18 protein-coding genes are annotated in these 16,915 nt (G+C 60.3%); 6 read left to right on the forward strand and 12 right to left on the reverse strand.

Translation table 11 applies throughout. The annotated features are described in order from the left end of the window. Position 1 precedes the first annotated feature (1 nt). From PMI30_RS27405 to PMI30_RS27385, 5 genes are all read right to left on the reverse strand, one after another. Positions 2 to 862: a MurR/RpiR family transcriptional regulator gene (locus tag PMI30_RS27405; RefSeq protein ID WP_008005532.1), complete on the reverse strand. Its 861-nt coding sequence runs from the start codon at positions 860 to 862 to the stop codon at positions 2 to 4. A 15-nt stretch (positions 863 to 877) separates the two neighbouring features. Beyond that, positions 878 to 2,227 carry a GntT/GntP/DsdX family permease gene (locus PMI30_RS27400; protein WP_008005535.1) on the reverse strand — a complete coding sequence of 450 codons (1,350 nt, stop codon included), beginning with the start codon at positions 2,225 to 2,227 and terminating at the stop codon, positions 878 to 880. Positions 2,228 to 2,446: 219 nt separating this feature from the next. After that, on the reverse strand, positions 2,447 to 3,892 hold the full coding sequence (locus tag PMI30_RS27395; protein ID WP_008005537.1) for a SulP family inorganic anion transporter: 1,446 nt from the start codon (positions 3,890 to 3,892) through the stop codon (positions 2,447 to 2,449). Between the two features lie 204 nt (positions 3,893 to 4,096). Continuing rightward, positions 4,097 to 5,008 carry a LysR family transcriptional regulator gene (locus PMI30_RS27390; RefSeq protein WP_008005539.1) on the reverse strand — a complete coding sequence of 304 codons (912 nt, stop codon included), beginning with the start codon at positions 5,006 to 5,008 and terminating at the stop codon, positions 4,097 to 4,099. 258 nt (positions 5,009 to 5,266) lie between these two features. Then, entirely contained in the window at positions 5,267 to 5,857 is a 591-nt protein-coding gene (locus tag PMI30_RS27385) for an NAD(P)H-dependent oxidoreductase (RefSeq protein WP_008005541.1), read from the reverse strand. 162 nt (positions 5,858 to 6,019) lie between these two features. On the opposite strand from PMI30_RS27385, the gene PMI30_RS27380 reads away from it, so the two are divergent. Next, positions 6,020 to 6,331, forward strand: a complete 312-nt coding sequence (locus PMI30_RS27380) for a putative quinol monooxygenase (protein WP_008005543.1) — start codon at positions 6,020 to 6,022, stop codon at positions 6,329 to 6,331. On the opposite strand, the gene PMI30_RS27375 is transcribed toward PMI30_RS27380, so the two are convergent. Beyond that, positions 6,321 to 7,085 (reverse strand): sulfite exporter TauE/SafE family protein, encoded by a 765-nt coding sequence (locus tag PMI30_RS27375; protein ID WP_008005545.1) that lies wholly within the window; start codon positions 7,083 to 7,085, stop codon positions 6,321 to 6,323. The genes PMI30_RS27380 and PMI30_RS27375 overlap by 11 nt on opposite strands. 208 nt (positions 7,086 to 7,293) lie before the next feature. On the opposite strand from PMI30_RS27375, the gene PMI30_RS27370 reads away from it, so the two are divergent. The 4 genes from PMI30_RS27370 to PMI30_RS27355 all read left to right on the forward strand — a co-directional run bounded on the left by PMI30_RS27370 (position 7,294) and on the right by PMI30_RS27355 (position 9,671). Beyond that, positions 7,294 to 8,178 carry a LysR substrate-binding domain-containing protein gene (locus tag PMI30_RS27370; RefSeq protein ID WP_008005547.1) on the forward strand — a complete coding sequence of 295 codons (885 nt, stop codon included), beginning with the start codon at positions 7,294 to 7,296 and terminating at the stop codon, positions 8,176 to 8,178. 45 nt (positions 8,179 to 8,223) lie between these two features. Continuing rightward, on the forward strand, positions 8,224 to 8,799 hold the full coding sequence (locus PMI30_RS27365; RefSeq protein WP_008005549.1) for an NAD(P)H-dependent oxidoreductase: 576 nt from the start codon (positions 8,224 to 8,226) through the stop codon (positions 8,797 to 8,799). A 48-nt stretch (positions 8,800 to 8,847) separates the two neighbouring features. Then, positions 8,848 to 9,219 (forward strand): MerR family transcriptional regulator, encoded by a 372-nt coding sequence (locus PMI30_RS27360; RefSeq protein WP_008005551.1) that lies wholly within the window; start codon positions 8,848 to 8,850, stop codon positions 9,217 to 9,219. Positions 9,220 to 9,326: 107 nt separating this feature from the next. After that, positions 9,327 to 9,671 (forward strand): cupin domain-containing protein, encoded by a 345-nt coding sequence (locus tag PMI30_RS27355; RefSeq protein ID WP_007900627.1) that lies wholly within the window; start codon positions 9,327 to 9,329, stop codon positions 9,669 to 9,671. A gap of 273 nt (positions 9,672 to 9,944) precedes the next feature. On the opposite strand, the gene mmsB is transcribed toward PMI30_RS27355, so the two are convergent. Continuing rightward, a complete protein-coding gene (gene mmsB, locus PMI30_RS27350) occupies positions 9,945 to 10,832 on the reverse strand; it encodes a 3-hydroxyisobutyrate dehydrogenase (RefSeq protein WP_008005552.1) in 888 nt (295 codons plus the stop codon). Positions 10,833 to 10,842: 10 nt separating this feature from the next. Next, on the reverse strand, positions 10,843 to 12,360 hold the full coding sequence (locus PMI30_RS27345; protein WP_008005553.1) for a CoA-acylating methylmalonate-semialdehyde dehydrogenase: 1,518 nt from the start codon (positions 12,358 to 12,360) through the stop codon (positions 10,843 to 10,845). A 161-nt stretch (positions 12,361 to 12,521) separates the two neighbouring features. Between PMI30_RS27345 and PMI30_RS27340 the strand changes: the two genes are divergently transcribed. Further along, positions 12,522 to 13,469, forward strand: coding sequence for a LysR family transcriptional regulator (locus PMI30_RS27340; RefSeq protein ID WP_008005554.1), 948 nt, complete (start codon positions 12,522 to 12,524; stop codon positions 13,467 to 13,469). Here the strand turns inward: PMI30_RS27340 and PMI30_RS27335 are convergent. From PMI30_RS27335 to PMI30_RS27320, 4 genes are all read right to left on the reverse strand, one after another. Next, a complete protein-coding gene (locus PMI30_RS27335; RefSeq protein WP_008005555.1) occupies positions 13,466 to 13,969 on the reverse strand; it encodes an OmpA family protein in 504 nt (167 codons plus the stop codon). The genes PMI30_RS27340 and PMI30_RS27335 overlap by 4 nt on opposite strands. 5 nt (positions 13,970 to 13,974) lie before the next feature. Further along, complete coding sequence (locus tag PMI30_RS27330) at positions 13,975 to 15,243, reverse strand: diguanylate cyclase domain-containing protein (RefSeq protein WP_008005556.1); 1,269 nt, start codon at positions 15,241 to 15,243, stop codon at positions 13,975 to 13,977. Beyond that, positions 15,240 to 15,815, reverse strand: a complete 576-nt coding sequence (locus tag PMI30_RS27325) for a YfiR family protein (protein WP_008005557.1) — start codon at positions 15,813 to 15,815, stop codon at positions 15,240 to 15,242. The genes PMI30_RS27330 and PMI30_RS27325 overlap by 4 nt, the downstream gene beginning before the upstream one ends. Positions 15,816 to 15,933: 118 nt before the next feature. Next, positions 15,934 to 16,915 (reverse strand): ATP-binding domain-containing protein (locus tag PMI30_RS27320; protein ID WP_008005558.1); only part of this gene is annotated, 982 nt, incomplete at its 5' end.

A 16,915-nucleotide genomic window follows, 5' to 3' on the forward strand; every position in this document is an offset into this window, starting at 1 on the left:
GTCAGTCTCCCAGCGGCAAGTGATCGTCGCCGCCGCGGTAGTCGTCCAGGGCCAGTTTGATCCGCCGCAGACGTTCTTGATTGTCTTCAGGATTGGCCAGCGCCAGCTCAGTGGCGAGCACGTCGATGGCCAGCAACATGCCGTAGCGCGCCGCCGTGGGTTTGTAGATGAATGAGGTCTCGGCGCTTTGCAGCGGCAACAGCACATCGGCCAGTTGCGCCAGTGGCGAGTCAGCCCGGGTGATCGCGAGGATTCGGGCGCCGTAGCTGCGAGCCAGGTCCACTGCTTCGAGCAGCTCGGGCGTGATGCCGGTCAGCGAGCAGGCGATGACCGCGTGTTCGGCACCGAGGCTGGCGGCGGTGACGCGCATCATCACCGGGTCATGACACACCGCAATCGGGTAGCCGAGGCGCACCAGCCGCACTTGCAATTCACCGCTGCACAAGGTCGAGCAGCCGCCCATGCCGAAGGCGTGAATCATCCGCGCTTTGCCCAGCAGTTTTACCGCATCGGCGAAGCGCGACTCGTCGAATGCCGACAAATGCTGACGCAGGGTCGATTCGATATCGCCGACGATCTGTCCGTAGAACGCCGACTGCTCGGGTGTACCCGCCGGGTCGAGAAAGCGACTGCCGACGCCGCTGGCCTGGGCCAGTTGCAGGCGCAAATCGCGCAGGTCGCGGCAACCGACCGTACGTGCAAAACGCGAGAGCGTGGCGGTGCTGACTTCCGCCCGCTGCGCCAGCTCATCGAGGCTGGCGGAGGCAGCAAATCCTACGTCGTCGAGCATCAGCCGAGCGATACGTCCTTCACCAGCGCTGAAGGAGTCCTGACGGGCGCGGATCTGATAGAGGATGTCCATGGCGGATGGCTCCGACTAAAGCAGGTAAGAAAGACCTACGGTCAAACCGAAGGCGACCACCGAGATGATGGTCTCGAGCACCGTCCAGGTCTTGAAGGTCTGGGTGACGGTCATGTTGAAGTATTCCTTGATCAACCAGAAGCCGCCGTCGTTGACGTGGGAAAAGATAACCGACCCCGCCCCCGTCGCCAGCACCAACAACTCCGGGTGGGGATAACCCAGACCAACGGCCACCGGCGCGACAATCCCTGATGCGGTGGTCATCGCCACCGTGGCGGAACCGGTGGCGATGCGCATCAACGCGGCGAACAGCCAGCCCATCAACAGCGGCGACAGCTGGAATTCATCGGCCAGGCTGACGATCTGATTGGTGACACCAGCGTCCACCAGAATCCGGTTCAAGCCACCGCCGGCGCCTACCAGCAAGGTGATGCTGGCGGTCGGCGCCAGGCATTCGTTGGTGAACTTGAGGATCGATTCGCGGTTGAAGCCCTGGGCCAGGCCGAGGGTCCAAAAACTTAGCAAGGTCGCCAGCAACAAGGCGATGACCGAGTTGCCAATGAACAATAAAAACTGGTTGAAACCACTGCCCGGTGTGGAAATCAGATTGGCCCAACCACCGATCAACATCAGCACCACCGGCAACAAAATGGTCGCCATGGTGATACCGAAACCCGGCAGGCTATCGCGCGGTTCACGCTCCAGGAACTGGCGCTCCAAAGGGTTATCCGCCGGCAGCTGAATGCGCGGCACGATAAATTTGGCATACAGCGGACCGGCGATGATCGCGGTCGGAATGCCGATCAGAATCGCATAGAGCAATGTCTGTCCCACCGACGCCTGATAGACCTGCACCGCCAGCATCGCCGCCGGATGCGGCGGTACCAGTGCGTGGACCACCGAGAGGCCCGCCACCATCGGCAAGCCGACCATCAGAATCGACACGCCCACCCGCCGCGCCACGGTAAACGCGATGGGCACCAGCAAGACAAAACCGACCTCGAAGAACAGCGGCAGCCCTACAAGAAAGGCGATACACACCATCGCCCAGTGCGCATTTTTTTCACCGAAGCGGTCGATCAACGTACGCGCCACCTGCTCGGCGCCGCCGGACTCGGCCATCATCTTGCCAAGCATCGTACCCAGCGCCACCACCAACGCGATATGCCCCAGCGTCTTGCCCACCCCGGCCTCATACGCCCCGACCACACCCGACGGCGGCATCCCGGCCAGCAGCGCCAGACCGATGGACACCAGGGTGATGACAATGAAGGGATTAAGCCGGTAACGGGCGATCAGAACGATCAGCGCAATGATCGCGATGGCGGCGTACACCAGCAGCCAATAGCCGAAGGAAAGCGTCATGCGGCACTCCTCGAAAGGGTCACGTCGAATAAGTTGTGAAACTCATAAATCATTTCGACGAGCTACTTTCAAACGAAGTGAAAGTAATTTTCGTGGAGGGATAAGGGATGTCGTGCAGAGGTATGGCAGGTCGTGAGTTATGAAAATCCGCTAGTGGAACTTTCATCCCCCCGACGCTGATCGTTCCCACGCGAGCATGGGAACGATCACTCATCGATTTCAGTCGTGATGCTCGCTGGCGCGTTTGAGCAGTTTCTTGCAGCGTTCGGATAAATGCAGAACGCGCAGCTGCTTGCCTGCCTTGGTGTAGCGCTCGCGCAATGTCTTCAGCGCAGCGATGGCCGAGTAGTCGACGAAGCTCAGGTGGCGACAATCAAGGGTCACCTGGGCCGGGTCGTTGGCGGGATCGAACTGGTTGAGGAATGGCGCGGTAGAGGCGAAAAACAATGTGCCGTGCAGGCGGTAGAGTTTGCTGCCGTCGCTTTCCTGATAGCTGTCGGCATACAACTCGCGAGCCTGTTGCCAGGCAAAGTTGAGCGCCGCTATGATGATCCCGCACAACACGGCGATGGCCAGATCGGTGAACACCGTAATCACCGTGACCGCGATGATCACCAGGACATCGTTCAGCGGCACCTTGTTCAGCACCCGCAACGAAGCCCAGGCGAACGTCTGCTGCGACACCACGAACATCACCCCGACCAATGCGGCCAGCGGAATGCGCTCGATCAGCGGCGAAAGGAACAGCACAAACAGCAAGATCATCCCCCCGGCCACCGCACCGGACAGCCGACCACGACCGCCGGAGCTGAGGTTGATCACGGTTTGCCCGATCATGGCGCAGCCGCCCATGCCGCCGAACATACCAGAGACCACGTTGGCAGCGCCCAATGCCACGCACTCGCGGTCGGGGTAGCCGCGGCTCTCGGTGATCTCGTCGGTCAGGTTCAGCGTCAGCAAGGTTTCCAGCAGGCCGACCAATGCCATCAATATCGCGTAAGGGGCGATGATGCGCAGGGTTTCCAGGCTCCAGGGGATGTCTGGCAGCGCAAGTGTCGGCAAGCCGCCAGCGATGTGCGCCATGTCGCCCAGGGTACGGGTCGGCAGGCCGAGCAGATAAACCGCCAGCCCAACACCCAGAATCGCCACCAACGCCGGCGGCACGGTGCGCGTCAGGCGCGGCATCAGGTAAACGATGGCCATCGTCAGCGCCACCAAGCCGATCATCATGTACAGCGGCGCACCACTCAACCAGCCTTCACCGCTCTTGAAGTGCTCCAACTGGGCCAGGGCAATGACAATCGCCAGGCCGTTGACGAAACCGAGCATCACCGGGTGCGGCACCATGCGCACCAGTTTGCCCAGCCTCAACAGACCGAACGCCAGCATGATCAGCCCACCCAGCAGCACCGTCGCCAGCAAGTACTGCACACCGTGCTGCACCACCAGCGCGACGATCACCACGGCCATCGACCCGGCGGCGCCAGACACCATCCCCGGCCGCCCACCAAACAGCGCTGTCAGGGTGCAGATGATGAAAGCGCCGTAAAGCCCCATCAATGGATTGAGGTGGGCCACCAGCGCGAAGGCGATACATTCGGGCAGCAGGGCGAAAGAGGTCGTGAGTCCGGCCAGGACATCGGCGCGCAGACGTTTGGGTTTCATGGCTTACCTAAAATACAGGCGGGAGAAGAGAGGGCGGATGTTACGGAATTGAGGGCGAACCGGCCAGTTAATGGGGCGTCGGAAACGCTTTCGCGAGCAAGCCCGCTCCCACAATGGACTTGCGTCGATTCACGATGATGGGAACGACACAGGGCCCATGTGGGAGCGGGCTTGCTCGCGAAGAACGATGACGCGGTCTACGAATCAGCCCTTGAAATCCGCAATCGCGTAAGCCGCCAATTTACCCTGAATGAAGTCCAGGAAGCACTGAATCCGTAGGGCAAGTTGCGAGTTGCGGTAGTACACCGCGTTGATCGGTTGGCGATATCCGCTGTTGAATTCCGCCAGCAGTACCTGCAAGCGACCGGCGCGGATGTCGTCGATGGTCATGAAGTGCGATAGGCAAGCAATGCCTTGGCCGGCCAGCGCGAGGTGCCTGACCGTTTCACCACTCGACGCACTGATCGATGCCTGGATCGGCCAACGATCACCATGGACATAGCGTAGCGGCCATTGGTTGAGGCCTTCATTGTGGGTAAAGCCCAGCAGCTTGTGCTCGGTCAAATCCGCTACAGCGTTCGGTATGCCGTGTTGTTCCAGATACGCCGGGCTGGCGACGATGTGCAGCGGGCTGCAACCCAGGGAGCGGGCGTGCAAGGTCGAGTCGGCCAGCGTGCCGATGCGGATGGCGATGTCGGTGCTTTGTTCGAGCAGGTCGATGATCAGGTCATTGCTGTTGAGTTCGAGCTGGATGTCCGGGTAGAGACGGCGGAACTCATCGATGTACGGCACGATGGCGTGCAGCATGAACGGCGAGGCGGCGTTGATTCGCAGACGCCCGGAAGGGGTTTGCTGCCGTGAGGACAGGCGCTCTTCGAGTTCGTCCATTTGATCGAGAATCAGCTTGGCGTGCTCGAAGAAGTACTTGCCCTCCTCGGTCAGGTCCATGCGTCGCGTGGTGCGGTTGATCAGCGTGGTGTCGAGCTTGGCCTCCAGACGCGACAGCGTGCGGCTGACCGCCGACGGCGTTTGCCCGACCTGTTCGGCCGCAGCCGAAATCGATCCGCACTCAATCACCCAGACGAAAATCTGCAACTCATCGGATCTGGCTTTCACGTGTATCCCTTATCGATTGTCCTGCGCCGTTCTACTGTGGAGGGTGGGCTTGCCTGTGGCGAGGGGCCCCTGTGGCGAGGGGGCTTGCCCCCGTTGGTGCGCGAAGCGGACCCCAAACCTGCCAACGCGGTGATTCAGATAGTCCGCAGTTACTTATTTTACGACGGCTTCGCCGCCGAACGGGGGCAAGCCCCCTCGCCACGGGGCCCCCTCGCCACAGATTCAGCGCCTGCTTCAGATATCGATAGTAGCTGAGCGTTATGCCTTAAGGCCAAACACCTCGCTCAAGTGCTGCTCATAACGCGCCACATCGGCTTCGACGTTCGGGCGTTTCATCACATCGACGCACAGGAAGGTCGGCAAACCGGTCATGCCGAGGAAGGTGTTGGCCTTGTGGAAGGGGAAGTACACCGCATCCACACCTTTGGCTTCGAAGAAGTCGGTCGGGTCGTCGAAGGCTTGCTGCGGCGCGTTCCAGGTCAGCGACAGCATGTATTTTTTACCGTGCAACAAACCGCCGCTGCCGTACTTCTGTGACGCGTCGGAGCGCGTGCGGCCATCGCTGGCATAGAGGCTGCCGTGGCCTTCGGTAAAGACTTCATCGACGTACTTCTTGACGGTCCAGGGCGCGCCCATCCACCAGCCTGGCATCTGATAAATGATCACATCGGCCCAGAGGAATTTGGCGACTTCCTCCGCGACGTCGTACCCCTCGTCGATGAACGTGGCTTTTACATCCACACCGCCGCGATCCAGCACGCTCAGCGCCGCTTCGTGCAACGTCGTGTTGTAGCGACCATCGGAGTGGGCAAATTTTTTGCCGCCATTGAGCAACAGGACTTTTTTCATGGGAGAAATCTCGCAAGGTTGAAATTCGATGGCGGCAGAGTAGCGATCGACCTCGCGTGGAATAAGCCCAGGATCAGCAAAATTCATTTGACCAATACGCACGAATCAACAAGCGATTGTTGCCATAAGCTTGTGCCGATTCTGACATCCAAGGAGAACCTGATGAGCGAACTGCATGGCTTCATCCTGCACGCCAAGACCCGCCCGGAAAAAGCCGAGACCTTCGAAGCGTTGTTCCGTGCTTATGTCGAACCGAGTCGCGCCGAACCCGGTTGCATCGAGTACCACATGCTGCGCGACAAACAGGACCCGACGCTGTTTATCTTCTACGAGATCTGGCAGTCCCAGGCCCATCTGGATGCGCACTCGAACCTGCCGCACATGAAGCAGTTCCTCGACCAGCGCATGGAGTTTCTGGAACGGGATTTCGATATCCGGCCGATCGAGATGCTCAGCGCGTCGTCTAGCCGCTGATCAGCAAGTGGCCGCCGAGTACGCCGAGGCCGATGAAGAACACGCGCTTGAACAACACGGCGCTGATCCGCTGGCGCAGCCATTGCCCCAACAGCATGCCGAGCACCGCCGGAATCAGCGCCAGCAGCGACGCGTTCAGCTCGCCACTGCCGAGGGCGTCGCGCCATAACAGCCCGGCAGCTAATGCCAGGGTGGAGACGGTGAACGACAGGCCCAGCGCCTGCACCAGTTCATCCTTGCTCAAGCCCAGTGCTTGCAGATAAGGCACCGCCGGAATCACGAAGACGCCGGTGGCCGAAGTGATGACGCCCGTCAGCACACCGCAGAGCGGACCGAGCCAACGCTCGTTACGACTGCCGACACGCAAGGTCGGCAGGAACAATCCGCTCAAGGCGTAAATCAATAACGCCGCCCCCAACCCTCGCACGACCCAATGCCCACCGGCCATGCCGATCCACAGAGTACCGGCGCCCGTGCCGATGAAAATCGCCAGCAGCATCGGCCACAACCGGTTCAGCAGCCTGCGCAAATGACCGCCGAATGCCAGTTGCCAGACGTTGGTCAGCGTCGCGGGAATAATCAGCAACGCCGCAGCCTGCGACGGTGCCATAGCCAGACCGAGCAAGCCCATGGCAATGGTCGGCAGGCCGAGGCCGATCACGCCTTTGATCATCCCGGCCAGCAGGAAGGTGGCTATGACCAGCAAGGTCAGGGACAAGCCCAGATGTTGGTAGAACGCGGCGAGTGTATTCATGGGGCTATGGTGAGCCCTGATGGTTGCCCTGGAAATCTGCCATATACTGAGGCTGCCTCTTGATTTGGTAGAGGCTAAAGTTTTCGTTGCTGCTGATGACGTCTTCGCGGGCAAGCCTCGCTCCTACAGGTGCAGCGTAAACCCTGTAGGAGCGAGGCTTGCCCGCGAAGACGCCCGCCCAGACAACAAACCTCCCGAGGCTGTAACAATGCACTTCGACCTGACCGACCTGCGCCTCTACCTGAACATCCTCGACACCGGCAACATCACCGCCGGCGCCGCCCGCAGCCATCTGTCGCTGGCGGCGGCGAGCGCTCGAGTCCGCGCCATGGAGGCTTCACTGGGCATCGAGTTTCTAGAGCGAGGTCGCCGCGGTGTCAGCCCGACGCCTGCCGGCCGGGCCCTGGCGCAGCACGCCCGAGTTCTTTTGCAACAGGCCGAGCGCATGCAGCAGGACCTGGCCGAATACGCCAAAGGGGTCAAAGGCCAGGTGCGGTTGTTGTGCAATACCACAGCGATCACCGAGTACCTGCCGGAGTTGCTGGCAGACTTTCTGCGCGATCATCCGAACCTCGACATCGACCTCCAAGAGTTGCCCAGTACGCGCATCACCCACGCCTTGCGCCAAGGTGTGGCAGACCTGGGCATCGTGTCCGACGCCGTGGATGCCGACGGCCTTCAGACCCGCTATTTCCGTGACGACCCACTGGTGTTGATCCTGCCATGGGATCACCCCTTGGCCGACACCGGACCGTTAAGTTTCAGCGCCACCCTGCACCACGATTACGTCGGCCTGAACGCCAACAGCGCCTTGGCCGTGTACCTGGAAGAACAAGCCCTGCACAGCGGCTTACGGATGCAAATCCGCATCCGTGCCGATGGCTTCGATGGTGTGATGCGCATGGTCGCCCGAGGTGCCGGGCTGGCGATCGTGCCCTTGGCGGCGGTCGAACGCTGGCCGACTGAAACACCGTTCAAAAGCATCGCACTGAAAGAGCCATGGGCACGACGCAAACTGTTGTTGTGCGCCCGGGACTTCGCCGTGCTGCCCGGTTACGCCCAGGCTTTGCTGAACGTCTTGACTCTCCCCTGAGGGGCAGACTTTACCCTTGAGGTTTCATCTTCAGGGACCGTTACGATGAGCAAGCGAATTCTGGTGATCCTCGGTCATCCTTCGAGCAACAGTTTCTGCGGCGCACTTGCCGAACGCTACGCACAATCAGCGTTGCGTGCCGGTCATGAGGTGCGCCAACTGTGGCTGGGCAAAATGGACTTCGACCCGGTGCTGCGCGAAGGCTATCAACATGTGCAGCCGCTGGAAGCCGACTTGCGCCGTGCTCAGGCGGACATTCTGTGGGCCGAACACCTGGCCCTGGTCTATCCGATCTGGTGGGGCGGTATACCGGCCTTGCTCAAGGGTTTTCTTGATCGGGTGTTGCTTCCCGGCTTCGCCTTCAAGTATCGCGAAGGCAAGGCCTTCCCCGACAAATTGCTGTATGGCCGTAGCGCGCACCTGCTCGTGACCATGGACACGCCACCCTGGTATTACCGTTGGATCTACCGCATGCCCGGGCTGCATCAGATGCGCAAAACCACCCTGGCGTTTTGCGGCATCGAACCTCGGCGCACGCTCACCTTCGGGCCGGTTCTTGGGTCCAGCGCCGGTCAGCGCGAAACCTGGCTGCTGCAAGCCCAGGCTATCGCCAGCCGATGAGTCTGCCGATAATGGGGCTGGCTTATCCTCGGCAAAAAAGGACTTTTCATGTACATCGGCCAAGCCGCGCATCGCTCGGGCACGACAATCAAGAGTATCCGCCATTACGAGTCGATCGGCTTGCTGCCTGCCGCTCGGCGGCAAGGAAAATACCGTGTCTATGATCAGCACAGCGTCGACCTGCTGATCTTCATCAAGTGCGCCCAGCAACTGGGCTTCAAGCTCAAGGAGTTGCAGGCGATCTTTACCGAACATCAAGGCCTGGCGATGCCCTGGTCATTGGCGCAGCAAGCCATCGATGCCAAGAAACGCGAAATCAGCCAGAGGATTGCCGCACTCAGGCATCAACACGAGCAATTGGTCGAGTTCGAAGCCAGCCTCACACAGGCCAGAGCCGATTGCCCGCTGGAAAGTCTTTGAGAGTCTGCGCGTTTCTGGACAGCTCAATGTCGAATACAGACAACTGAACGGTGTATGGGCGCTATAGGGTGCGACTTCAGTTCTTGAACCCACTGCCCGGAGTCATCATGACCGCACCGATTACTGTCCTTCGCGATACTCATCCACTGCCCGTGCTCGACGCCTGCAAATGGGAAAAACTCGAAGGCGACCCGCACACCGTCAACCTCAACGCCTACACCAGCGAAGACGGCAGCAAGATCATGGGCACCTGGATCTGCACGCCGGGCAAGTGGTATGTGGAATACGTGAAGTGGGAATACTGCCATTTCCAGGAAGGCTACTGCATCATCACCCCGGAAGGCATGGCACCGATCCATCTTCGCGCCGGTGATATTTTCGTTATCGAGCCAGGCATGAAAGGCACGTGGGAAGTGGTTGAGACCGTGCGCAAATATTTCGTGTTTGCCTGATGCAAAAAACCGAGAGACCACCCGACATGGTCTCTCGGAAATACTGAAATACGCAGTCCCCGTGGCGAGGGGCTTTTGTGGCGAGGGGGCTTGCCCCCGTTCGGCGGCGAAGCCGTCGTCAAACCTGCCGATGCAGTATATGCGGTATGAATGAAGGAATGCAGGGGGAGCGCTACGCACTCCAACGGGGGCAAGCCCCCTCGCCACAGGCAAGCCCCTCACCATAGGCAAGCCCTCTCACCATAGGCAAACCCGCCAGTAATCCCCGTCCCCTTATTGGGGTTTGCGATAGCTGTTGATGATCGCCGAGAAGTCCTTGCCACCTTCCCCACGCTGACTCATCGCCTGATACAACTGCTGCGCCACCGCGCCGAGCACCACCGGTTGGTGCGCCTGACGTGCCGCCTCAGTGGCCAGCCCCAGATCCTTGAGCATCAGTTCGGCACCGAAACCGCCGGTATAACCGCGCGAGGCCGGCGCCGTTTCGACGATGCCGGGCCACGGGTTGTACATCTCCGAACTCCAGCAGCGCCCGGTGGAACTGTTGATGATCCCCGCCAGTACCGTCGTGTCGATCCCCAGCGCATCGCCCAAGGCCATGGCCTCGCTGACGCCGACCATGGAAATCCCCAGCAGCAGGTTATTGCAGATCTTGGCGATTTGCCCGGTACCGACTTCGCCACAGTGGACGATATTACGGCCCATCTGCGCCAGCACCGGTTGCAGGGTGGCGAACAGCTCAGGCGTAGCGCCGACCATGAAAGTCAGTGTCCCGGCCGCAGCACCGCCGGTACCGCCAGAGACCGGGGCATCGGCCATGGCCACGCCTTGTTTAGCGGCAACTGCGGCAACGTCGCGCGCCGTCTGCGGATCGATGGTGCTGCAATCCACTGCAGGCACGCCCTTGGCGATTCCCGCCAACACGCCGTCTTCACCCAGCCAGACGCTGCGCACATGCACAGCGGCTGGCAGCATGGTGATCACCAGCTCTGCACCTTGAGCCGCTTCACGCGCCGAAGCGCTGATGCTGCCGCCCAGCTGCTCGAGCTCTGCCAGCACAGCTGTGTTCAGGTCGACCAGGCGCAGTGAATGGCCGGCCTTGATCAGGTTGCGCGCCATCGGCGCGCCCATGTTGCCGAGACCGATAAAAGCGATTTTCATGTCCGGCTCCTTAACGCAAGTGGATGGTGGTGTTCACACCGTCGTTGACGCTGTCGTCATCGAACCAGCGCGCAGTGACGGTCTTGGTTTGAGTGTAGAACTGCACCACTTGCTTGCCATACGGACCGAGATCGCCGAGCTTCGAACCACGGGAACCGGTGAAGCTGAAGAACGGCACCGGCACAGGAATCGGGATGTTGATGCCGACCTGACCGACGTCGATTTCCGTCTGGAATTTACGCGCCGCCGCACCGCTCTGGGTGAACAACCCCGTGCCGTTGCCGAATGGGTTGGCGTTGACCAGTGCGATGGCCTGATCGAGGGTATCGACTTCCAATACCACCAGCACCGGACCGAATATTTCCTGGGTGTATATCTGCATCTCGGGAGTGACACCAGAGAACAGGGTTGGGCCGACAAAGTTACCCTTCTCGTAGCCCGGAACGCTGATGTCGCGACCGTCCAGTTCGAGCTTGGCGCCCTCCTTGATGCCGCTTTCGATCAGATCGAGAATCCGCGCCTTGGCTCGCTTGGAAATCACCGGGCCAACATCAGTGCCCGGCTCACTGCCGGCATTCACCTTGAGTTTCTGCGCCAGCGCCTTCAGGTCAGGCAGCCATTGCTTGGCCGCGCCCACCAGCACCACGACGGATGTGGCCATGCAGCGTTGCCCGGCCGCACCGAAACCGGCGCCGACCAGAGCGTTGAGGGCTTGCTCGCGGTTGGCATCCGGCAGCACAACGGCGTGGTTTTTCGCGCCCATCATCGATTGAACGCGCTTGCCGTGTTTGCCGGCCAGGTCATAGACGTGCGTGCCGACCGCAGTCGAACCGACGAACGAAACAGCCTTGATGTCCTTGTGGGTGCAAAGCGCGTCCACGACATCCTTGCCGCCATGAACGACGTTGAGCACACCCGGCGGAATGCCGGCCTCGATGGCCAGTTCCACCAACAGCATGGTCGACATCGGGTCCTGTTCGGACGGCTTGAGCACGAAGGTGTTGCCGCAGGCGATGGCCATCGGGAACATCCACAGCGGAATCATCGCCGGGAAGTTGAACGGAGTAATGCCGGCGCAGACGCCGATCGGTTGACGCAAGGTGTAGGTGTCGACACCACCCGCGACGTTCTCGGCGAACTCGCCCATCTGCAGGCTGCCAATGGAGCAGGCGTGTTCGACCACTTCCAGGCCGCGGAAGATATCACCTTCAGCATCGGCAATGGTTTTGCCCTGCTCGTTGCTGAGTACCACGGCAATGCGTTTGGAATGTTCGCGAATCAACGCCTGAAGCTTGAGCATGATGCGCATCCGCGCGCCGATCGGCGTCAGCTTCCAGGTCTGGAAGGCGCGATGGGCGGCGCTGATGGCGGCATCGACTTCGGCAGCTGTCGCGAATGGGACTTTGGCCAACACTTGCTGGGTCGCCGGGTTGACGATGTCGTGCCATTCAGTGGTCTGGGATTCGACCCACTCGCCATCGATCAACAACTTGACCTTTTGCACGGTGGTTTCTAGCGATGCGTTCATATTGGTCTCCGGACGTTGTTCTTATTTAGAGAGCGATCTTTGGAGCCAAGGCGAGAAAGTCGCCTTGAGGTGAGGCATGTGTCGCGAATTGGTTGTCGGACTGTTTTTGGAGTATAGATGTGCAAACTTCTAATAAGAACGCACATAAAAGCCGGTCCATCATGCAAAAAAACATCACGTCTTTAGGCTCGTTGAACTGGGATGACCTCAAGTTTTTCCTTGAGGTTGCCCGCACTCGCAAGGCCAGCACCGCGGCCAAGCGCCTGGCGGTGGACTACACCACCGTGTCGCGACGCATCAGTTCGCTGGAAGCCTCGTTAGGCACGTTGCTGTTTGAAAAGTCCCGCACCAGCGGTTTCGTCCTGACTGCCGAAGGCCAGCGGCTGCTGGGTTACGCCGAGTCGATCGAAAGCACTCTGCACATGGCCTGCGAACAGGTTTCGGGCTCCGGCGTGGCGTTGTCCGGGCATGTGCGCATGGGTTGCACCGAAGGGTTCGGCAGCTTTTTCATCACCCCGCAGCTGAGCCATTTCGTCGACGCCTACCCGGCGATCTCGGTGGACATCCTGCCGCTGCCGCACTTCATCAGCCTGTCCAAACGCGAGGCAGACATCGTCATCGCGCTGGAGCGGCCGGAACATGGCCCGTATGTCTGCTGCAAACTCTGCGACTACCGACTGCAGCTGTATGCGACCCAGGATTATCTGGACAAGCACCCACCGATCCGCCGCCCGGCAGACTTGGGCAAACATCAATTCATCAGTTATGTGGACGATCTGGCGTTCAGCTCGGAGCTGCTGTACCTGGCGAATGTGTTGCCCGGTGCCAGTGCCAATCTGCGCAGCACCAGCGTGATCGCGCAGTTCGTAGCGGCGCAGCAAGGACGGTCACTGGCGATTCTGCCCTGCTTCCTGGCGGCTCAGGATCCGCGATTGCTGCCGGTGTTGCCGCAAGAGATCACCATTACCCGGCAGTTCTGGATGTACTGCCGCGAAGACCTGCGCAAACTCAAGCGGATCACGTTGCTGTGGGACTACATCCGTGGGGTCACCGAGCAGAATCAAGCGCTGTTGATGGGGGAAAGTCGAGAGATGTTGTTCGCCGATTAATCCGCGCTAACCACGATCGACACCCGACGGTTCTCGGTGCGTCCAACTGCAGTGTCGTTGGACGCAACAGGCTTGCTGCTACCCAGGCCGCGCAGTTGGATGTTTTCTTCTTTTATGCCGACAGCGGCCAAAACCTTGCCGACGCTTTTTGCGCGACGCAGAGAGAGCTGTTCGTTATAGGACTCTTGGCCCGAAGCATCGGTGTGGCCGTCGATTCTCACGCGCTCGATTTCCACACTTAATAACGCCTTGCCAATGCGCTCGACAATCTCGGTACTGGCGGGGTTGAGACTCTCGACATCGCTACCGAACAAAACTTTGCCTGACAGGCCATAGGCCCAGCCATCATCCGTCATTTCGAAACCTTGCTGCTTGAGCACAGCGATTTGCGCCGGGGTCAGACCCTTTTGCGGTGCTGTCTGGCAACCGGTCAATGCCAGCAAGGCCAGGAACAGGGTGATCGTGAAAAATCGTAGAGAACGCTGATTGAAGGTGAACACAGACATTAGCTCCTGGTTTGAACATGGGCGACAGGGAACTCCGCCCCTGCCGTTTGCTGCGCGCCTCGGGAAAGGCGTTTGGCCTGGTACATCGCAGCGTCGGCAGCATCGAGCAACGCCCCCGGTGTGACCCCATGATCGGGGTACACGGCGATGCCGATACTGAGTGAAGTCAACACCTGAATACTGCCCGGCAACTGGATGGGTATTTCCATGCTGGCGATGATTTTGTCAGCAATCCGTTCGGCGTCTTCGGTTTTATGCAGCGGTGTCAGCAGGACGGCAAACTCGTCGCCGCCCAGACGCGCGACCAGGTCCTCTTCACGCAGCTGCGCACGAACCCGCGTTGCCACGGCGATCAGCACCGCATCGCCGGCAGCATGGCCAAAGTTATCGTTGATCTCCTTGAACCGGTCGCTGTCGAGAAACAGCACGGCCACTCGCTCATCCAGTTTGCTGGCATTGCGCAAGGCACGCATCAGGCGGCCTTCGAAAAATGCCCGATTGGGCAGTCCGGTAAGGCTGTCATGGCTGGCTTGGTGGGCCAGGGTTTCGTTTTCGCTTTGCAGGTGGGTCTGCCAGGATTCGAGTTCATCGAGCAAGGCATTGAAGTCGTTGCCCAAGTTGTCGAGTTCGGCAATATCGGCGGGCGGCACGCGCTGGTCGAAGGCTCGCTCGCTGCGAGCGGCGTGAGCCACGGCAGCCAAGCTGCGCAACGGGCCGGTGATCCCCCGCAATTGTCGACGCGCCAGATAGAGCGCAACCCAGGCACTGACGGCGGTACACAAGACGATCCCCATCAGGCCGCTGAGCAAAAAGCGCATGAGACTGCCGCCGTGACCGATGAGCAGAATGCTGCCGATTTCCTGTCCTTGATGGAGGATCGGCATGCTGATGGGTTTTTCCAGAATCACCCGGGCGATCTGCACTTCAAGATCGGACAACAATCCCGTTTCCGGCCGTTGCCAACGTGCGAGTAACTCGCCTTTCTCGTCCATCACCTGTGCATCGGCCACTTCTTCGGTGGACGCGATCAATGCCAGCGCTTCGGTGGCGGCGACCTTATCGTTGAACACCACCGCGGCTTCCACGGTGTAATTGATCGAACGGGCGATCAGATGCAGATTGTGATCGGCATAAACCCGCAAGGCCAGAACACCCAGCAGGGTCAACGAAACACTGGCCATGGCCACGCCCACCAGGGCGACGATCAAATGCCCACGGCCGATTACCGAACCCAAGGTCGGACGTATACGAGATTTGAATAGACTCATGGTGCCGCCGGCTTGCGACGCGACAGTTGCAGCACACTGGGATGGATGCGCACACCGCTGCGGGCGACCGAGTCGAGGTTGACCTCGAAGGATACCTGTTCATCGCCGACCCGCAGGCAGAACAGACTGCCGACGGTGCATTGATCGCCGCCTTCGCTGATGCTCACTACCGGGCGCCCTGTCAGCGAGGCGAATAATCGACTGCGTTCGTCGCTGGTCAGCTTGCCGATGTACACCGCGTCGCATTCACCGGCAATGGCCGGGTTATCGGCCAAAAGCCGTCGCACGGTGACAGCCCGACCAGTGGCCTGGGTAGTGCCTTTGACCAGATCGTCGGTGTACTCGGTAGGGCCGACCACGCACAGACGCAACTGTTGAGGCTCAACAGGCCACCGGGCATAACTGAGGATCCCGAGCACCACCTGAGTGACTGATCTGGCACGCTGGTCGGCCTTGCTCTCGACGGTTTCAGGCTGAGCGAAGGCAACGCCCGTCAACAAACAGAGAAGGCCGGCAAGCAGCACTTGCTTGCAGCCAACAACGCGCTCTGTCGCACAGACAGCCACCTTCATGCAGGGATTCTCTTCGATCGCAACGAAATGATGCCGCAACGATAGCACAGCACCGAAACACCAGCGAGGCCACGCACCACGGCACTTCGGACAGATTCCGTCGTCTGGCGCCGCCCGTTCAGTGACTCGGCTCGATACCCTCTTCCAGCTCCAGCATCAACCCGCTCAAGCGCTTGACCTTGCGCCGCACGGCCTCTTCGAATACGCCGGCACGAGGCTCGATCAGGGTGAACCAGTGTTTGGCCCGGGTTATGCCGGTATAGATCAGTTCCTTGGTGAGCACAGGGTTCAGGGCGTCCGGCAGAATCAGCGCCGTATGGGCAAATTCCGACCCCTGGGATTTGTGTACGGTCATGGCGTACACGGTGTCGACATCGTTGAGCCGACTTGGCAGGACAAAGCGCACACCGCCCTGACCATCGTTGCGCGGGAAGGCCACACGCAGCACTTGCCGTCCAGCATCGGGGCCCTCACGTTCCGGCAGCTTGAGGGCAATGCCAATGTCGCCGTTCATCAAACCCAGGCCATAGTCGTTGCGGGTCATCAGCACGGGCCGACCTTCGTACCACTGGTGGTCGCTGTCAATCAGCCGAGCCTTGAGCAGCGCGTCGGTCACTCGCTGATTCAAGCCTTCCACACCCCAAGGCCCTTTGCGTACCGCGCACAATAGCTGGAAGGCGTCGAAGGCTTGCAGCACCACACGCGCCCAATGGGTCCAGCGTGGATCGTCGAGCGGGCTGTCGAGCGGCGGCCGCTGACTGCGCAAAAGACTCAGGTAATGCCGATAACCTTGCGGCCCCTCGCCATGACCTTCGAGCAACAACCGCTCCAACGCCCGGTCCTGCTCACCCTTGAGAGGCAGGGAAAATACGTCGCCATGGCTTCCAGCCGCCAGTAACTTGCGGGCTTCCTCGGGTTGCTGCCGGTTGACCCAACGGGCCAACTGGCCAATGCCGCTGCCCTCGCCGAAGCGCCGTGAATGACGCAGCATCACGACTTGCTGAGCCAGGGGATGCGTTCCGTTGATGTCTTCGTGCAAATCGCTGGCACCAAGGTTTTCACCGCTGACCGCCTCAAGCCACTGGCGGGGCTGCGGGCTG

The sequence above is a fragment of the Pseudomonas sp. GM50 genome (genome assembly GCF_000282375.1).
Classification (GTDB): domain Bacteria; phylum Pseudomonadota; class Gammaproteobacteria; order Pseudomonadales; family Pseudomonadaceae; genus Aquipseudomonas.